The following is a 17,226-nucleotide window of genomic DNA, read 5'->3' as shown; positions in this document are numbered from 1 at the left end:
GAGTGAATGTATGTCGTTGAAGCTGGGTGTTATCGGTACCGGCGCGATCGGCCGTGACCATATTCGTCGTTGCAGCCAGACCTTGCTCAACAGCCAAGTGGTGGCGGTGACCGACATCAACCTTGAGCAAGCCGCCAAGGTCGTGGCTGACTTGAAACTCACCGCCGAGGTGTACGCGGACGGCCATGCGTTGATTAACTCGCCGCAAGTCGAGGCCATTTTGGTCACCTCCTGGGGCCCGAGCCACGAGGAGTTCGTGCTCGCCGCCATCGCCGCCGGCAAGCCGGTGTTCTGCGAAAAACCGTTGGCTGTGACGGCCGCGGGCTGCCGCAAGATCGTCGACGCCGAAGTCGCCTATGGCAAGCGCCTGGTGCAAGTGGGCTTCATGCGCCCGTATGACGAAGGCTATCGCGCCCTCAAGGCGGTGATCGACAGCGGCCAGATCGGCGAGCCGCTGATGCTGCACTGCGCGCACCGCAACCCGACGGTAGGCGAGAACTATAAGACCGACATGGCCATCACCGACACCTTGATCCACGAACTGGATGTGTTGCGCTGGTTGCTTAACGACGACTACGTGTCGGTGCAGGTGGTGTTCCCGCGCAAGTCGAGCAAGGCCTTGGCGCACCTGCGCGATCCGCAGATCGTGCTGCTGGAAACCGCCAAGGGCACGCGCATCGATGTGGAGGTGTTTGTGAACTGCCAGTACGGTTACGACATTCAGTGCGAAGTGGTGGGGGAGACCGGCATCGCCAAACTGCCGGAGCCTTCGCAGGTGCAGCTGCGCAGCGGGGCCAAGCTGTCGAATGCGATTCTGATGGATTGGAAGGACCGGTTTATCGGCGCCTATGACGTCGAGTTGCAGGCCTTCATCGACAGCGTGCGCGCCGGGCAAGTGGGTGGGCCGTCAGCGTGGGATGGTTTCGCCGCAGCGGTCGCGGCGGATGCGTGTATCCAAGCGCAGAGCAGTGAGCAGATCGTCAAGGTGAGCTTGCCGGATCGCCCACGCTTCTACGGCTAATCATATTTGGACAGGTGGAATGCAGTCAGCGTGGGAGCTGGCTTGCCTGCGATAGCAGTCTTTCAGTGACGGGTTCATTGACTGACACACTGCTATTGCAGTCAAGCCAGCTCCCACATTTGATTGGGTTGTCAGTTCTAGAAGGAGTGTATGTATGCGAATTGGACTAGTCGGCTACGGCCATGGCGGCCGCTTCTTTCACGCACCATTGATTGCAACGCTGCCAGGCGCGACGTTTGTCGGCGTGGTGACGCGTTCACCGGAACGCCGCCAGCAACTGAGCACTGACCTCCCAGGTGTAAAGGCCTTCGACTCCATCGGCCAAATCGTCGAAGCCGGCGTGGATGCCTTGGTGATTTCCACCACCCTCAAAGGCCGCCCGGCCTTGGTACTGGAAGCCATCGAACATGGGGTCGCGGTGGTCAGCGACAAACCTTTCGCCAGCAATGCCGAACAGGCCCAGGCGCTGATAACCGCTGCCGAACGTCAAGGCGTGAAGCTTTGCGTCTACCAGAACCGACGTTGGGACTCGGATTTTCTGACCTTGCGCAAACTGATCGACGCCGGTGCCCTGGGCCAGATCACCCGCTTTGAATCGCGTGTTGAGCGCTTCAGCCCGCACGCCGTGGGTAATGCCAGCGGCGGCGGCTGGCTGCGTGACCTTGGCAGCCATCTGGTGGACCAGGCGATGCAGTTGTTCGGCCCGGTGGAGCGGGTGTTCGCACAACTGCAGTTCAGCCCGGAATACCCGACCCTCGACCACGGTTTTTTTGTTTCGCTGACCCACGCCAACGGCGTGATTTCGCACCTGTGGGGCAATGCGCTGCAAAACAGCCAGGCCCCGCGTTTTCGCGTCAGTGGCACCCTCGGTTGTTACACCGTGGAAGGTCTGGATGGCCAGGAGGATGCGCTGATAGCCGGCAAATCGCCGAAAACCGAAGGCGAGCATTGGGGTGCGGAAGAACATCGGCGCTGGGGTTGGTTTGAACAAGGCGCGGAGCGCGAACGAGTGCCCTCGGAAAAAGGCTGCTGGACGCAGTTTTATCGGCAGTTGCAACGCGCTGTGCAAGGGCAGGGGCCGCTGCCGGTCAGCGCCTATGACGCGCTGGAAACCACCCGTATATTGGACGCCGCACGCCTTAGCAACGAGCGGCAACAGGTGGTTTCGACAAAAATAGAATAAAATTCTAAAACAAGTTGATATGGAAATTATTTTCCAATAAAGTCTTTTCCAGGTTGCAAAAAGTACGTCTCGGGCTTGATCCAGGCGACTCAACAAAAACAAGATCAAAAACAACCAGGTACCGTCAGATGAAAATCTTCAACGCTGTACTGCGAGTTTTACGCCCCTCCACAGCGCCACGCGGTCTGCCCCGCGCCCGGCCGTTTTATTTCTCCTTCCTTAATGTGCTCTGCGTCGAAAATAAAGGCGCCTTGGTGTGCTGTATCCCGGGGGCACCGATCGTGCGATTACCGACCTCTTCGCTCTGAAAAACGCAACGTCCACAAAACCAACAAGAAATTGGAGACAGACCGTTCATGAAGACCCCGATCCGTTTCACCGCGCTGGCCCTGTCCATGCTGCTCGCCAGCGGTTTTGCCGCGGCTGCCGATATCAAGGTGGGCGTGACCATGTCCGCCTTCGATGACACCTTCCTGACCTACCTGCGCGAAGACATGGACAAGCAAGCCCAGTCCTATCCCAAGGGCGACGGTGTTCAATTGCAGTTTGAAGACGCCCGCGCCGACGTGGTCAAGCAACTGAGCCAGGTCGAGAATTTTATCAGCCAGAAGGTCGACGCGATTATCGTCAACCCGGTGGACACAGCCTCGACCAAGAACATCATCGCTGCGGCGACCAAGGCCGGCATTCCGCTGGTGTTCGTCAACCGCCGTCCCGACCAGAAAGACTTGCCTAAAGATGTGGTGGCGGTGACCTCCGATGACGTCGAGGCCGGTCGCCTGCAAATGCAATACATCGCCGACAAACTCGGCGGCAAAGGCAAGATTGTGATCCTGCTGGGTGACCTGGCGAACAACTCCACCACCAACCGCACCAAGGGCGTGAAAGAGGTCCTGGCCAAATACCCGGGCATCACCATCGAACAGGAACAGACCGGCACCTGGCTACGTGACCGGGGCATGACCCTGGTCAACGACTGGCTGACCCAAGGCCGTGAATTCAATGCAGTGCTGGCCAACAACGATGAGATGGCCATCGGTGCGTCGATGGCCTTGAAGTCGGCGGGCACCAAGCCTGGCACGGTGTTGATCGCCGGGGTCGACGGTACGCCGGACGGTTTGAATGCGATTGCCAAGGGCGACATGGCCGCGTCGGCGTTCCAGGACGCGAAAGGCCAGGCAGTCGGTTCAGTGGAAGCGGCGCGCAAGATGGCCAAGCACGAGCCGGTCGAACAGAACGTAATTATTCCGTTCAAGCTGATCACCCCGGACAATGTCAAAGACTTCAAGTAGCCCTTCATAACAACAATAAGCGGGCAGGGCGGCCACGGTCGCCCTGCTGATGGAGTACCCGATATGCTTGCTCAAGCGATTGTCTCGCAGCCTCCCGGTATCCAGCCGCCGTCGCTGGAAGCACCCTACCTGCTGGAAATCCTCAACATCAGCAAAGGCTTTCCTGGCGTCGTGGCTCTGGCCGATGTGCAACTGCGCGTACGCCCCGGTTCCGTGCTGGCGCTGATGGGTGAGAACGGTGCGGGTAAATCAACGCTGATGAAGATCATCGCCGGCATCTATCAGCCTGACGCCGGGGAAATTCGCCTGCGCGGCAAGCCGATTGTGTTTGAAACGCCGCTGGCGGCGCAAAAGGCGGGGATCGCGATGATCCACCAGGAACTTAACCTGATGCCGCACATGAGCATCGCCGAAAATATCTGGATCGGCCGCGAGCAGCTCAACAGCCTGCACATGGTCAACCACCGTGAAATGCACCGCTGCACGGCTGAGTTGTTGGCGCGCTTGCGCATCAACCTGGACCCTGAGGAACACGTCGGCAACCTGAGCATCGCCGAACGGCAGATGGTCGAGATTGCCAAGGCAGTGTCTTACGACTCCGACATCCTGATCATGGATGAACCCACGTCGGCCATTACCGAGAAGGAAGTGGCCCACCTGTTTTCGATCATTGCCGACCTCAAGTCCCAGGGCAAAGGCATCGTCTACATCACCCACAAAATGAACGAAGTGTTCGCGATCGCCGATGAAGTGGCGGTGTTCCGTGACGGCCAGTACATCGGTTTGCAACGCGCCGACAGCATGAACAGCGACAGCCTGATTTCGATGATGGTTGGCCGTGAACTGAGCCAGCTGTTCCCGGTACGTGAGACGCCCATTGGCGAGTTGCTGCTGTCGGTGCGCGACCTGCGCCTGGATGGCGTGTTCAAGGACGTGTCCTTCGACCTGCACGCCGGTGAAATCCTCGGCATCGCCGGGTTGATGGGCTCGGGCCGTACCAATGTGGCCGAAACCATCTTCGGCATCACCCCAAGCTCTGGCGGGCAGATCACCCTCGACGGCAAGCCGGTGCGCATCAGCGACCCGCATATGGCCATCGAGAAAGGGTTTGCGCTGCTGACTGAGGATCGCAAGCTCAGCGGCCTGTTCCCGTGCCTGTCGGTACTGGAGAACATGGAAATGGCGGTGCTGCCGCATTATTCGGGTAAAGGCTTTATCCAGCAAAAAGCCCTGCGCGCCCTGTGCGAGGACATGTGCAAGAAACTGCGGGTGAAAACGCCGTCACTGGAGCAATGCATCGACACCTTGTCCGGTGGTAACCAGCAAAAAGCCCTGCTGGCGCGCTGGCTGATGACCAACCCACGCCTGCTGATTCTGGATGAGCCGACCCGAGGCATCGACGTCGGCGCCAAGGCCGAGATCTATCGCTTGATCTCCTTCCTCGCCAGCGAAGGCATGGCGGTGATCATGATTTCCTCCGAACTGCCCGAAGTGCTGGGCATGAGCGACCGAGTGATGGTGATGCATGAGGGCGAACTGATGGGCACCCTGGATCGCGCAGATGCGACCCAGGAAAAAGTCATGCATCTGGCCTCCGGGTTGACCGTAGTCCACTGACGAACAGCAGCATGGGCCGGCGGTTGGCCTGTGCCACAGAATAAGAAGGTGATCGGCAATGAACGCAATAACAGACAACAAGCCTGCCACAGCACCGGTCAAGCACCGCAGGCGCTTACCCACCGAACTGAGCATCTTCCTGGTGCTGATCGGCATCGGCCTGGTATTTGAACTGTTCGGCTGGATCGTGCGCGACCAGAGTTTCCTGATGAATGCCCAGCGCCTGGTACTGATGATCCTGCAAGTGTCGATTATCGGCCTGCTGGCGATTGGTGTGACACAGGTGATCATTACCACGGGTATCGACCTGTCGTCGGGCTCGGTACTGGCGTTATCGGCGATGATCGCCGCGAGTCTGGCGCAGACTTCCGATTTTTCCCGAGCGGTGTTTCCCAGTCTGACGGATTTGCCGGTATGGATTCCGGTGGCGATGGGCCTGGGTGTAGGGCTGCTGGCGGGGGCCATTAACGGCAGTATCATCGCCGTTACCGGTATCCCGCCGTTCATTGCAACGTTGGGCATGATGGTTTCGGCCCGTGGCCTGGCGCGTTACTACACCGAAGGTCAGCCAGTCAGCATGCTCTCGGATTCCTACACCGCCATCGGCCATGGCGCGATGCCAGTGATCATCTTCCTGGTGGTGGCAGTAATCTTCCATATCGCCCTGCGCTACACCAAGTACGGCAAGTACACCTACGCCATCGGCGGCAACATGCAGGCGGCGCGCACGTCGGGCATCAACGTCAAGCGCCACTTGATCATCGTCTATAGCATCGCCGGCTTGCTGGCGGGTTTGGCGGGCGTGGTCGCCTCGGCACGGGCTGCGACTGGCCAGGCCGGCATGGGTATGTCCTATGAACTGGATGCGATCGCTGCGGCTGTTATCGGCGGCACCAGCTTGGCGGGCGGCGTAGGGCGCATCACTGGCACCGTGATCGGCGCGTTGATCCTCGGCGTGATGGCCAGCGGGTTTACCTTTGTTGGCGTGGATGCGTACATCCAGGACATCATTAAGGGCCTGATCATCGTAATCGCGGTGGTGATCGACCAGTATCGCAATAAGCGCAAACTCAAACGTTAAGCCTGGCGCAGCGCAGGAAGGTGGGAGGGAGCAAGCCCTCCCACATTTGAAATTCGCCTATGAGTTCTAACCGTTTGTCTTCTATATAGCTCCATAAGACTGAATTTCTTGCTATAAACGCACTCCGATGACCATTCGCCAAGCCCGTCCTGGTGCCTTTGGGGGTTAATTGGGAAAAAATGCCTGTCATTTCAGTTGCTGAGCCCTCAAGTCGGCCTTAGACTGCCGCCCCTCGTAAATTGAGTGCCGGGTGGCGCTTGAAATGGACGGCGCCTTTCCGAGGCCAGCAGAGGTCTGCCGGAACGCTCCCTTATTCGCCTTAATGCACGTATTTTTTATAGAGAAATCAATGACAAAGGAAAAGTTGCTGGCCATGCCGGCGGATGACTACATGAATGCCGAACAGCACGCTTTTTTTGAGCAGTTGCTGCAAGACATGAAAGTGGAACACCACGAGCGCATCGAACAAAACCGCATCGCCATTGAAAGCCTGGATACACCGGCTGACCCGGCTGATGCTGCTTCGGTAGAAGAAGAGCGCACTTGGTTGGTCAATGCCATCGATCGCGACCAGCGCATGCTGCCGCAGCTTGAGCGTGCCCTGGAGCGCATCAAGGAAGATTCTTTTGGCTGGTGCGACGACAGCGGTGAGCCTATCGGCCTCAAACGCCTGCTGATCAGCCCGACCACCAAGTACTGCATCGAAGCGCAAGAGCGCCACGAGCAGATCGACAAGCACCAGCGTCAAGCCTGATGTGCTGAAGTTGGGCGTTGTGCATGCAGCGCCCAAGAGAAATACCAGTTACGCCCACGTCTATTGATCTGCTGCAAGCTCCCCCACTAAAGGCCGATGGATAATGGCCCGATAGTGGCGTTTAATGCAGACACAATAACGACAAACAGTGGGGTTACGACGATGGCTGGAGACGGATCTCTGATGGGTGCAGCAGCGTCACCGCAAACGGTGGTGCGCGTGCTGCCCGGCTGGTTGACGCCGCTCCTGCAGAGCACCGCCCTGGTGTTGGTACTGCTGGGCCTGGCGTTTGCCGGCTTGCCGATTTACCTGTGCGTGCCACTGGCTTTGCTGGTGATCTGGCTACCCACCCTTAAGGGGCGTGCGCCGCGTGGGCTGCCTGCCCAGGCTAGCGATTCGATGGGCGAGTTGACCCGCGACCTTTCCTATACAACCAGTCATAACGCGCTTTCTGCTGCCGGCGTGGCCTATTCGGTCAAGCAACTGGCGGCGCGTTTGCAGTCGCAGTTAACTGCGGCCAAGCAAATCGTCAGCAGCGCCGAAATCATGATTGGCACTGAAACGGTCACCTCGCAGCTCAGCCGCCAAGCCCTAGGCGCGGCCAGTCAGGCGCACCAACGCAGCACCGAAGGGCGCGAAGTGTTGGCCCAATCGATTATCCGGATGCACAAACTCAGCCAGCGCGCAAATGCCAGTCGTGAGTTGATCGAGGCGTTGAGCCAGCGCAGCGAGGAAATCCAGCGCGTAACCTTGGTGATTCAATCCATCGCCAGCCAGACCAATCTGCTTGCATTGAACGCCGCTATTGAAGCGGCGCGTGCCGGTGAGCACGGGCGCGGGTTTGCCGTGGTTGCCGATGAAGTGCGCGGCCTGGCCGGACGTACGGCTACGGCGACCGATGAGGTCGGGGTGATGGTCGCCGATATCCAGCAGCGCACGGCGCAGGTCGTGGAGCAGATTCGCCAGTTGTCGGCGGAGTTGCACACCGGCGTCGAGCAGGTGGAACATGCCGGGGAACAACTGGAGAGTATCGCCAGCCTGGCCGCGGATGTGGAGGGGCAGGTCAACGAAATCGCCCAGGGCACCGACACCAACCGTGCGCAACTCGACAGCCTGTTCCATGCGGTGGAGCAGATGCGCAGCGACTTGACCGTGAGCGATCAGCAAACCCGCCAACTGGCCGAAGCCGCCGTACAAATGGAAGGGCAGGCCGAAACCATCAGCGAGCGCTTGGCCGAGGTGGGACTGGACGACTACCACCAGCGCATCTATGACTTGGCCCGTGAAGGCGCAAACCGCATTGCCGAACAGTTCGAGGCCGATGTACGGCAAAGCCGTATCAGCCTGGAGGACTTGTTCGACCGTAGCTACACCGCGATCCCGAAAACCAGCCCGAGCAAATATCACACGCGGTTTGACGGCTACACCGATCAGGTTTTACCGGCGATCCAGGAAGCGTTGTTACCGCGCCATGAAGGGCTTGTGTTTGCCATAGCCTGCACTCCTCAGGGCTATGTGCCGACGCACAACAAGGCTTTTTCTCAGGCCCTCACCGGCGATGCGCAGATCGACGCGGTGCAGAACCGCACCAAGCGCAAGTTCGACGACCGTACAGGCATTCGTTGCGGCAGCCATCAACAAGCGGTGCTGTTGCAGACCTACACCCGAGATACCGGTGAGTTGATGCACGACTTGTCTGTTCCGATCATGGTCAATGATCGGCATTGGGGTGGGTTACGCTTGGGTTATAAACCGCAGGGGGCAAAGCCTGCGCGGTAGCAATTATTGCTGTTTGTGCAACAGAGCTATTCCGGGGATAGCTTTTTCCTACGGGTAGAAGACCGTAGCATGGCCCACATTGTTAGTCAGCTAACTAATGTTGCGGAGAAGCGCTATGCAAAACAAAGTCGATATTGCCGTGATGATTGGCAGTGGCGTCCCTGAAACCTTGCGTGCCTTGGGCCAGAAAGCTTGCTGGGTTGTGCTGCTCAATGGCGAGCAACGCGGCACGGCTTTCGCCAGCCGCGATGAAGCGCAGGAGTGCAGAGCGGCCTGGCAGGCGCTGTTGTGCCTGGAGCCGTCAGCCAGCGTGCATTGAGTTATTGAGATTGATGCAGGCGTTGGTTCAACTCGTCCACGGCAATCGCCCATTCGGCATCTTCGCGCAATTCTTCTTTAAGAAACGCCGCCTGTTGCGGCGTCCAAAAAGGTGCGTCGATCAACTTCACTTCTTCAGTCAGCGGGTGCGCGTCGATGAATGCGTCGATTGCTTGGGGCGTTGAATCCAGGCCAAGTTGTTCAAACAGGGTTTCAAGAGTGGGGATTGGCGCGTCCATTTTTCGTTCTCCATGCAAGGTGATGGTCGTTGTGCATGTGAGGCGCAGGAAGCGGCAGAGTTCTATCGGATTGTCAGGAATTGAGTGCGCCTGAATCCACAGCGGTTTTCAGCGCCTTGGCGGCATCCTTTGCTGCCATTGCGGCGGCGTCGGCAGTTTTGAACCAGCGATCCTTTTCCACCTGGTGCGTTGTCACTGTAGCCAGCGGCGGTTTAGCCCGCATGAGGATCACCGCTTGAAACTCACCGTTTACTTCCCTTGCATCGCCATGGATGAAAAATTCGCCAATATCAAATTCCGTCACGTATAGCCTTCCCTTCAAGGTAACCGCACTGATGAAACCTGACCCTGCGCGGGGCAAACTTCAATCGACGGGCGAGTATGGCAGTTGTTGAGGGGCGGCGGCGCAGTAAAGTCATGCAGATGACGAAACGATCCCGCCGTGTACGGTGTGCAAGCGGGCTTCGAGCTTTTTGGCCAATTCACAGGCCTGAGTGTGGTTGCTGCGAAAGCCTCGGATCCGGCCGCTGGTGACTTCCAGGATATGAAAGAAATTCCGCCCGGCAGGTACAACTTGGTAAAGGACGCAATTGCGGTACCCGTTAGGGCCAGGCAGGCAGTAGTATTGGCGCTCGTCTTGGCATGATGAACGAGTGCGGGAAGACGTAGCGTGGTGTTGAGCTGGTTGCATGGTCGGCTCCTGTCGATCGGTCTTGTTGATCCACCAGCAGCGTTTCGGGTACTTTTAACCCCGGTTGCTGTTTTAGTATTGTCGTCGGCAGCCGATCCCTGGTTCCGTGCCAAGTATTTTGATATGTGTAGGTTGTCGGAAACTGCGTTTTTAATTGAGTTATTCTCTGAAGCTGGTCGGCCCGTGTTCTCGGGTCGTTGAACCTGTGATTTCCTGTAGCACCTGATGACCTGCATAAGGTCCATCGCGCATGTGGGTACTAGTGTTACGGCACAGCAGCAGGTTCTCTTCAGTTTTTTAACGAATGTGTGATCGTGCCCCAGGGCCGTTTTTTTGTGCTGCCCGCTCCGGCGGTCAGCTGTCTTTTTGATGTGGGGGCGTTTCCTTGGCAGTCAGTAATCTGGATATGCACGCTTTATTCGTGCTGGGTGATTTGCGCGCAAAGTTGGTCAAGCAGTTTCAATGCCGTTTCGTTTACATCACTGAACAGACGCCGGAAGGCATCTACATTGCCGAAATCGACACCGAATCGGCGATGGTGGTGGATGACAAGCAGCACCTGGAACTCAAGGTCGGCGACCATTTTCGTGCTTCGGTGTTGCCGAGTCGTGAGGGTGGCAAGTTCGAATTGAAGTTCCGTGACATCAAGTTGACGGTGTATGGTCTGGGCGATTACGCCTTTGTTTCTTCGGCCGAAGGCCAGGGCATCGTGTTCAAGGAAGGCCACAGTGTGATGCTGGTGTTTGCCGCTAACGAACAATTGCAGGAAGGCCTGACCAAGACCCTCAAGGCCGTGACCGGCAAGGCCGCCAAGTGGCGCAAGGGTGAGCTGGTGACGTTCAAGGCCAGTGAATAGTCGATAAACCTCGCGTGTATTCTTGCTCTATCGGAACCTCTACTACTGTTGAGTTGACTTAACTATTCAGAGGCTTCGCGCATTGGCAGCAAAGCCGTCCGCTATGGCTGCGAAAAACGCGAGGTGTAAAGGCATGAAAGGATTGAGAACCCTGTTGGCTGCGTCACTTACGGCCTTGAGCCTGTCAGTGGCTTCAGGGCCTGTATCGGCCGCGCAAGCGCCGGTGCATTTCGCCGACTTGAACTGGGAAAGCGGTAGCCTGATCACTGAAGTACTGCGCTTTATCGTCGAGAAGGGATATGACCTGCCCACCGACACCTTGCCCGGCACCACCATCACCCTGGAAACCGCCCTGGCAAAAAATGACATTCAGGTGATCGGCGAAGAATGGGCCGGCCGTAGTCCCGTCTGGATCAAAGCCGAGGCCGAGGGCAAGGTGGTGGGCCTAGGCGATACAGTCAAGGGCGCTACCGAAGGTTGGTGGGTGCCGGAATATGTGGTCAAGGGCGACCCCGCCAAAGGCCTCAAGCCTCTGGCGCCAGACCTCAAAAGCGTGAAGGACCTGGCGCGCTACAAGGACGTGTTCAAGGATCCGGAATCCCCAGGCAAGGGGCGCTTTCTCAACAGCCCGATCGGCTGGACCTCGGAAGTCGTCAACAAACAGAAACTCAAGGCTTACGGCCTTGACGACAGTTATGTGAACTTTCGCAGCGGCTCGGGCGCAGCCCTGGATGCTGAGATCGCATCGTCGATCCGCCGGGGCAAACCGGTGTTGTTTTACTACTGGTCGCCAACGCCCTTGATGGGGCGTTACAAGTTGATCCAGCTGGAAGAGCCACCGTTTGACGCCGATGCCTGGAAAACCCTGACCGACGCGGATAACCCCAACCCGAGGCCGACACGGTCGTTGGCGTCCAAGTTGAGCATTGGCGTGTCGACGCCTTTCCAGCAGGAGCACCCGCAGATCGCCGACTTCTTCACCAAGGTTCAGTTCCCAATCGAGCCGCTGAACAAAGCTCTGGCGACGATGAGCGAGAATCACACGGCGCCACGGGAAGTGGCCCAGGCGTTTCTCAAGGAACACCCTGACGTGTGGAAGACGTGGTTGACGGCGGATGTGGCGCAGAAGGTTGAGGCCAGTTTGAAGTAAGCGCCTATCTAACGGTAAGACATCGATCAAAGTGTGCGCGGGCTTGCTCGCGAATGCGATGGTTCAGCCAATCTCTCCAGTGGCTGGCACACCGCTTTCGCGAGTAAGCCCGCTGACTCATTTTTGATTGTATTGCAGGCTTAGAACTTGGTTTGAACCGCCACTTCAAACGTGCGCGGCGACCCCAGGTAATACGCTGGCGACACATGCGCGAACTCGGCATACACCTCATTCGTCAGGTTGCGCACGCGGCCGGTCACCGAGGTGTGCGAGTCGACCCTGTAGCGCAGGAACGTTCCGAACAGCGTGTAGGCCGGCACCGTAAGGGTGTTGGCATTGTCCGCATACACTTGTGCGACATACCGCGCATCCACGCCGCCTTGCCAATCTGACGTGAAGTCATAGGTCAGCCATAGGTTGCCTACGCGTTTTGGCACGTTGGTCGGTGTATTACCCTTGCGCGAGACCACGGCGCCGCTGGCGATTTTCTCGTTGAAGTCGTCGTACTCAGCATCCACCCAGGCAAAGTTACCTTCCGCCAACAGTTTCGGTGTGATGCGCAATGAGCTGGCCAACTCGATCCCCTTGGACGACTGCGCGCCCACTGGGATGCTGTTGTTCGGGTCCTGTGGGTCGGTGACGGCGAAATCCTTGCGCTCGATCTTGTAGGCCGCGACCGTGGCCGAACCGCGGCCGTCCAGGTAGTCGAACTTGCTGCCTACCTCCCACTGCTTACCGGTCGATACGTCGAACACTTGAGTGGTGGTCGATGGCTGCTCGGCCGCCGTGCTGTATTGCACATACACATTAGCCGAGGGGATGAACTGGTAGGTCAGTCCAACACGCCCGGTCACCGGTTCCCAGCTGCGCTTGAAGTGGCGTGGGTTGGTGGCCGTCACTCTGCTGTGGTTGGTTACGTCCAAGTCGATAGCGTCGTAACGCAGGCCGGTGAGCAGTGACAATTTATCGGTGAGGCCAAGGCGATTTTCCACGAACAAGGCTTTGGTGGTGACTTCGTTGGTCTTGTCCTTGACAAGCCCGGGTTTGGTGCCGGGGATGTCGTAGAAGTGCCCAGGGTTGTAGTTGTTCGGGTCTACGGTGCTATTGCCCGGTTGTTTCAGCGGGTAACTGGTGGTGCTGTTGACCTTGTACTCAAAACCGCCGGACCAGGTGGTGGACAGGCCGAAGAATGTGTCGTCATGGCGCAACTCGAACTGGTTGCCGTTCTGTTCGCCCTGATGGCGCACTTGGTAGGCCGTCGAGCGGTTCACTGCGCTGTTGTCAGCGTTGTACTGGTAGGTTTCCAGGTTGCGGTAATCGCGCTGGCTGTCCAAGTGATAGAGGGTGTTCTTCAGCGAGGTGCTGTCGCTGATTCGATAGTCGATGATCGAACGTGCCCAGACCGTGCGCTGTTCGTATCGACCATCGGCAACATTGTAGTTGTTGAAGCGGTTGTGTCGGTCGATCTTCAGCTCACCGGCCTTGGGGTTGAGCACCGGCGTGCCCCAGTACGGGCTGTCTTCATGTTCATCCTGGTATTCCAGCGCCAAGGTGTGGGATAGGTTGGGGGTCAGGTCACTGAGCAACGAAAACGCCAGGCTCCAGGCCTCACGCTGGTCGCGGTCGATATAGCTGTGGTTGGTGTTGCGGCTGACGTCCAGGCGCGCGTAATGCTGCACCTCGGCGCCCGGTTCTGTCAGCGCGTGGTTGAGGCCGAAGGCCATGCCGGCGGTGTCGTAACTGCCATAGGTGAGCTGGCCTTCTGCAGCTTGTTCCTCGCGCGTGGCCAACTTGGTCACGTAATTCAGCGAACCGCCCACGGAGCCGGCGCCATTGATCAAGGAGGAGGGGCCGCCGACCAGTTCAACCCGGTCATAGATCCACGCATCCACTGGGCGTGCCAAGCCGGTGGCGACGTTGATGCCGTTGAACATCTGGGTGATCTGGCTGCTGGTAAACCCACGGTAGGACACAAAACCGCCAAACCCCGGCGGCGCGCTGGCGTTGACGCCGGGCAAGGTGTTGGCCGCATCGCGGAAGGTCTTCGCGCCATGGCGCTCGATATCGTTACGGGTGGCGATGGCCACCGACGCCGGGGTTTCCCGTACGCTCAGGCCGAGGCGCGACGCCATGCCGCTGGATTGATCCAGGGTCAGGCCAGGCTCTGCGGCTTGTTCGCCATCGATGGTAGTTGGCGCCAACTCGAGCGCCCAGCCACAGACAGGCAGGCAGCCGAACAGGCCCGCCAACAGGGGTAAATGTTTCATGGTTGAATCCTGAAAAACTTGGCTTGAAAAACAACGCACAGCCGCGCGTATTCCCCAATGGGAACGTTGGCCGGTGCAGATCAGAAAGCGAAGGGATCAGGCGAAAGCGGGAGGCGCGCGCGGGTTGGCCGTGGGCCAGGTGAAACGGGCAGGGATATCAGCGGCGAGAACCACCGCCGGCGGCGGCGCATGGGGTTGCGGCAACACCGCCACATTCAGGCTGGAACTCAGCGCCGGGCCCATGCCGCCGGTTGAACACAGCGGGCAACCGAACGCCTTCGACAGCGTCGGCAGGTTCTCATCCGTGGAGTTGCTCTGCTTGGGCGCCTGGGTGCGCGGGTCCACCGTACAGAACTGCCCGCTGATACCGTTGAGCTGCATCCCCAGCATCTGCCCATGTCCGATACTGCAGGCGAACACATTGAACAGGACGCAGCAATAAAGCATCCAAGCAATGAGCGAGCGGTCGGCACGAGCGATTTTCATGGGGCGGCACTTTACCATCAGTCGCCGACGAAATACCCACAAAAAATCTCAGGGCGACTATCATCACTCGCACATTTTCAGGGAGCGCACGCCATGAGCTTTTTCATCGCACGATGGATCGTTGGGGTTTTCACCTGCATCAGCATGGTGCACCTATACTGGGCCGCCGGCGGCAAACTCGGCAGCCTTGCCGCCATCCCGCAATTGCCCGGCGAATTCGCCCACGGGCCCCGGCCAGCGTTCAAGCCCTCAGCGTTGGGCACATTCCTGGTCGCAATGGGCTTGGTCGCGATAGCACTGCTCGTCTGCCTGCGGGCCGGTCTGTATTTTTCGCCGGTGTCCCATGGGGCGTTGCAATGGGGGATCAGTGCGATAGCCGTGGTGATGTTCGCCAGGGCGATTGGGGATTCGGAGTTGGTGGGGTTTTTCAAGAAGGTCGGTGGGTCGAGGTTTGCACGGCTGGATACGTATTTTTATTCGCCGTTGTGTTTGGTGTTGGGGGTGGGGTTGTTGGTGGTGGCGTGGGGGTGAGGTGGGGTTAAATGTTTGTTGGGTAGAGGTGAATCCTGGCTGCTCTCACCTCAACAAATCCGGATTCTAGGGGGATCGGTCCTTCGAGTTCGATGAGGATTATTGAGTCGCTGAGTTTTAATGCTGCGCAGGTCCTGTCTGCACTAGGGGTTAGTTCAGCGATTATATAGATAGTGTCGGCTATCAAGTTGATTTTTGAGGTTTTTTCCGATGAGGGCATGATGTTTTTTCCCCATGAAAAAACCTCGTCTAAATCGTACTCTACGTCAACGGTCTCACCGGTTTTTGGCGCACTTCCGTTCCATAGTGCAATGCCACCTCCAACGGGTGAGTGGAATCTCACGTGCAATACGTCCTGACCTGAAAATACATCGGTAATTTTCCTATGACTGTATTTTGCTGGGTGAAAATGACGACGGGTTTAAGGTTAAATAGTTAAAAAAAGAAAAATAATCCTGTATTTCTATTAATTGCCAATACATTTAAGTGGATCAATTTATTTAGTGTTTTTGAGTTTTCAGGTCTTAAGTGTGTCTTCAATATTTTTAAGGTTTTGCTTAGGTCTTCAGGGGTGCTTATGATTTCGTCCTCATATTCATCGATTGTCTTTCCAACTTCAATATTTATGCTTTCTAACGCGCCAGACTCTAAAAATTGTTGGTATTCTTCTTCCGTAAGCTCCGCACTCTCAAGTAGAACGTCGGGGCAGTCGTTTATGTCTAGCAGTTTCATTGCTTCTGTCGTGAGTGGCACGCAAATTGTCTTCATTTACTTGGGGCCTTATTAAAGTGGGTGACTTCATTGTATTCGCTTTGGCTCCTGCCCATTTGCTTTCCAGTCGGAGAGGTCTTGTTATTAGGAACCACGCCATCAAGGCTTAAATAACGTCTTGAGCCCGGCAATGAGGGGTCGTAGATTCTGAAATAGCCTCCATTGAGGTCCTCTACAATCTCAATACCATCGCGATGATTCTTATATATTCTTTTGCCTTTATCTGTCGTAGTCACGATTGGATCAGTACCAGCAAATTTAATTACGCTTTCACTCAAATCGGCGCTCTTCCAGTTTGCAGAGTATTTAGCCGCGCGCTGAGCTCCCGCAGCTTTTGGTGATACGGCTTCTCCTTCATCAACTCTTGCAGGCTTTGCCGGGTCGTTGGCAACCAAGTCTGGCTTGCATCCGTCTCCGCCTGGGCATGTATTCAAACCCAGCGGGTCTACCCACCCCGTAGGGTTAGGCACGTACTGGTACGCGTTGATCCCACCCGACAGCTTCACCGGGTCGGGCGTCAGGTAGCGACCAATATCTGGATTGTAGTAGCGATGGCGGTTGTAGTGCAGCCCGCTTTCGGGGTCGAAGTATTGGCCTTGGAAGCGTAGCGCGTTGTCGATTTTATTTATGTCGAGGCGACTGACCTCGCCGTAGGCGCGATAGTGCGCGGACCAGACGATTTCGCCGTCGGGGGCGGTGAGTTCCTGCGGTGTGCCGAGATGGTCGAGTTGGTAGTGGAAAGGCTTGGTCTCTTTCGGACCAAAGCCTTCCAGCAGTGCCAGCGGACGGAAGCTGTCCGGTTCGTAGATGTAACTGCGGTGGCGATCTGCGTGATGTTCCGCAATAAGCTTGTCGCCTTGCCAGAAAAACTCCGTGGTTATGTCATCAACGGTTTTGCTGATCCGCCGACCAAACGGGTCATAGCGGTAGCTGGCGGTTTGGCCGTTGGGTTGAGTGATGCCGATCAGCCGATGCTGGCAGTCGTAGCGGTACTCGGTAACGAGTTGATGGCCCTTACCCCGCCTTTGGCGGATCAGGTTGCCGAAGGCGTCATAGTCATAATGATGATCGCCTTGGATCACTAACCGGTTACCCGCAACGATGTCCGGGCCGGGTCGATCCTGCATCAACAGGTTGCCGGCCGGGTCGTGGCCGAAGCGTTCCTGCACATCTTGTGAGTGGTCGGCCCG

At 57.5% G+C, this 17,226-nt stretch carries 19 protein-coding genes; 12 read left to right on the top strand and 7 right to left on the bottom strand.

What is annotated here, in order from left to right:
* Positions 1–10 precede the first annotated feature (10 nt).
* From FW764_RS20550 to FW764_RS20510, 9 genes are all read left to right on the top strand, one after another.
* The gene (locus FW764_RS20550) at positions 11–1,021 is read left to right on the top strand and encodes a Gfo/Idh/MocA family protein (protein WP_446435446.1); all 1,011 of its coding nucleotides are present in this window, start codon (positions 11–13) and stop codon (positions 1,019–1,021) included.
* A 154-nt stretch (positions 1,022–1,175) separates the two neighbouring features.
* Positions 1,176–2,204 (top strand): Gfo/Idh/MocA family protein, encoded by a 1,029-nt coding sequence (locus tag FW764_RS20545; protein ID WP_446435445.1) that lies wholly within the window; start codon positions 1,176–1,178, stop codon positions 2,202–2,204.
* Between the two features lie 128 nt (positions 2,205–2,332).
* Positions 2,333–2,512 (top strand): hypothetical protein, encoded by a 180-nt coding sequence (locus FW764_RS20540; RefSeq protein WP_446435444.1) that lies wholly within the window; start codon positions 2,333–2,335, stop codon positions 2,510–2,512.
* Positions 2,513–2,560: 48 nt separating this feature from the next.
* Positions 2,561–3,496, top strand: a complete 936-nt coding sequence (locus tag FW764_RS20535) for a sugar ABC transporter substrate-binding protein (RefSeq protein WP_446435443.1) — start codon at positions 2,561–2,563, stop codon at positions 3,494–3,496.
* Between the two features lie 63 nt (positions 3,497–3,559).
* A complete protein-coding gene (locus FW764_RS20530; RefSeq protein WP_446435442.1) occupies positions 3,560–5,113 on the top strand; it encodes a sugar ABC transporter ATP-binding protein in 1,554 nt (517 codons plus the stop codon).
* Positions 5,114–5,171: 58 nt separating this feature from the next.
* The gene (locus FW764_RS20525; protein ID WP_083358077.1) at positions 5,172–6,194 is read left to right on the top strand and encodes an ABC transporter permease; all 1,023 of its coding nucleotides are present in this window, start codon (positions 5,172–5,174) and stop codon (positions 6,192–6,194) included.
* A gap of 349 nt (positions 6,195–6,543) precedes the next feature.
* Positions 6,544–6,948: a TraR/DksA family transcriptional regulator gene (locus FW764_RS20520; RefSeq protein ID WP_010564800.1), complete on the top strand. Its 405-nt coding sequence runs from the start codon at positions 6,544–6,546 to the stop codon at positions 6,946–6,948.
* A 96-nt stretch (positions 6,949–7,044) separates the two neighbouring features.
* Positions 7,045–8,727 carry a methyl-accepting chemotaxis protein gene (locus FW764_RS20515; protein WP_446435441.1) on the top strand — a complete coding sequence of 561 codons (1,683 nt, stop codon included), beginning with the start codon at positions 7,045–7,047 and terminating at the stop codon, positions 8,725–8,727.
* Positions 8,728–8,842: 115 nt separating this feature from the next.
* Entirely contained in the window at positions 8,843–9,046 is a 204-nt protein-coding gene (locus tag FW764_RS20510) for a hypothetical protein (RefSeq protein WP_446435440.1), read from the top strand.
* 1 nt (position 9,047) lies between these two features.
* Here FW764_RS20510 and FW764_RS20505 read toward each other — a convergent pair whose 3' ends face one another.
* Positions 9,048–9,284 (bottom strand): DUF2789 domain-containing protein, encoded by a 237-nt coding sequence (locus FW764_RS20505; RefSeq protein WP_446435439.1) that lies wholly within the window; start codon positions 9,282–9,284, stop codon positions 9,048–9,050.
* Between the two features lie 73 nt (positions 9,285–9,357).
* Positions 9,358–9,588, bottom strand: a complete 231-nt coding sequence (locus FW764_RS20500; protein ID WP_446435438.1) for a hypothetical protein — start codon at positions 9,586–9,588, stop codon at positions 9,358–9,360.
* 793 nt (positions 9,589–10,381) lie between these two features.
* Here FW764_RS20500 and FW764_RS20495 point away from each other — a divergent pair.
* Positions 10,382–10,831 (top strand): hypothetical protein, encoded by a 450-nt coding sequence (locus FW764_RS20495; protein WP_446435437.1) that lies wholly within the window; start codon positions 10,382–10,384, stop codon positions 10,829–10,831.
* Positions 10,832–10,964: 133 nt separating this feature from the next.
* Positions 10,965–11,981, top strand: a complete 1,017-nt coding sequence (locus FW764_RS20490) for an ABC transporter substrate-binding protein (protein WP_446435436.1) — start codon at positions 10,965–10,967, stop codon at positions 11,979–11,981.
* Between the two features lie 140 nt (positions 11,982–12,121).
* Here the strand turns inward: FW764_RS20490 and FW764_RS20485 are convergent, their stop codons facing one another.
* Together FW764_RS20485 and FW764_RS20480 are read right to left on the bottom strand one after the other, a co-directional pair.
* The gene (locus FW764_RS20485; RefSeq protein ID WP_446435435.1) at positions 12,122–14,248 is read right to left on the bottom strand and encodes a TonB-dependent receptor; all 2,127 of its coding nucleotides are present in this window, start codon (positions 14,246–14,248) and stop codon (positions 12,122–12,124) included.
* Between the two features lie 96 nt (positions 14,249–14,344).
* The gene (locus tag FW764_RS20480; RefSeq protein WP_414189117.1) at positions 14,345–14,734 is read right to left on the bottom strand and encodes a DUF2946 domain-containing protein; all 390 of its coding nucleotides are present in this window, start codon (positions 14,732–14,734) and stop codon (positions 14,345–14,347) included.
* A gap of 93 nt (positions 14,735–14,827) precedes the next feature.
* On the opposite strand from FW764_RS20480, the gene FW764_RS20475 reads away from it, so the two are divergent.
* Positions 14,828–15,265 carry a DUF3995 domain-containing protein gene (locus FW764_RS20475; RefSeq protein WP_446435434.1) on the top strand — a complete coding sequence of 146 codons (438 nt, stop codon included), beginning with the start codon at positions 14,828–14,830 and terminating at the stop codon, positions 15,263–15,265.
* 7 nt (positions 15,266–15,272) lie between these two features.
* Here the strand turns inward: FW764_RS20475 and FW764_RS20470 are convergent, their stop codons facing one another.
* The 3 genes from FW764_RS20470 to FW764_RS20460 form a co-directional block, all read right to left on the bottom strand.
* On the bottom strand, positions 15,273–15,608 hold the full coding sequence (locus tag FW764_RS20470) for a hypothetical protein (protein ID WP_446435433.1): 336 nt from the start codon (positions 15,606–15,608) through the stop codon (positions 15,273–15,275).
* Positions 15,609–15,700: 92 nt separating this feature from the next.
* A complete protein-coding gene (locus FW764_RS20465; RefSeq protein ID WP_446435432.1) occupies positions 15,701–15,997 on the bottom strand; it encodes a hypothetical protein in 297 nt (98 codons plus the stop codon).
* Positions 15,998–16,029: 32 nt separating this feature from the next.
* Positions 16,030–17,226 (bottom strand): RHS repeat domain-containing protein (locus FW764_RS20460; protein ID WP_446435431.1); only part of this gene is annotated, 1,197 nt, incomplete at its 5' end.

It is taken from the genome of Pseudomonas sp. 1152_12 (assembly GCF_052850675.1).
This window is presented reverse-complemented; position numbering and strand designations above follow the sequence as displayed.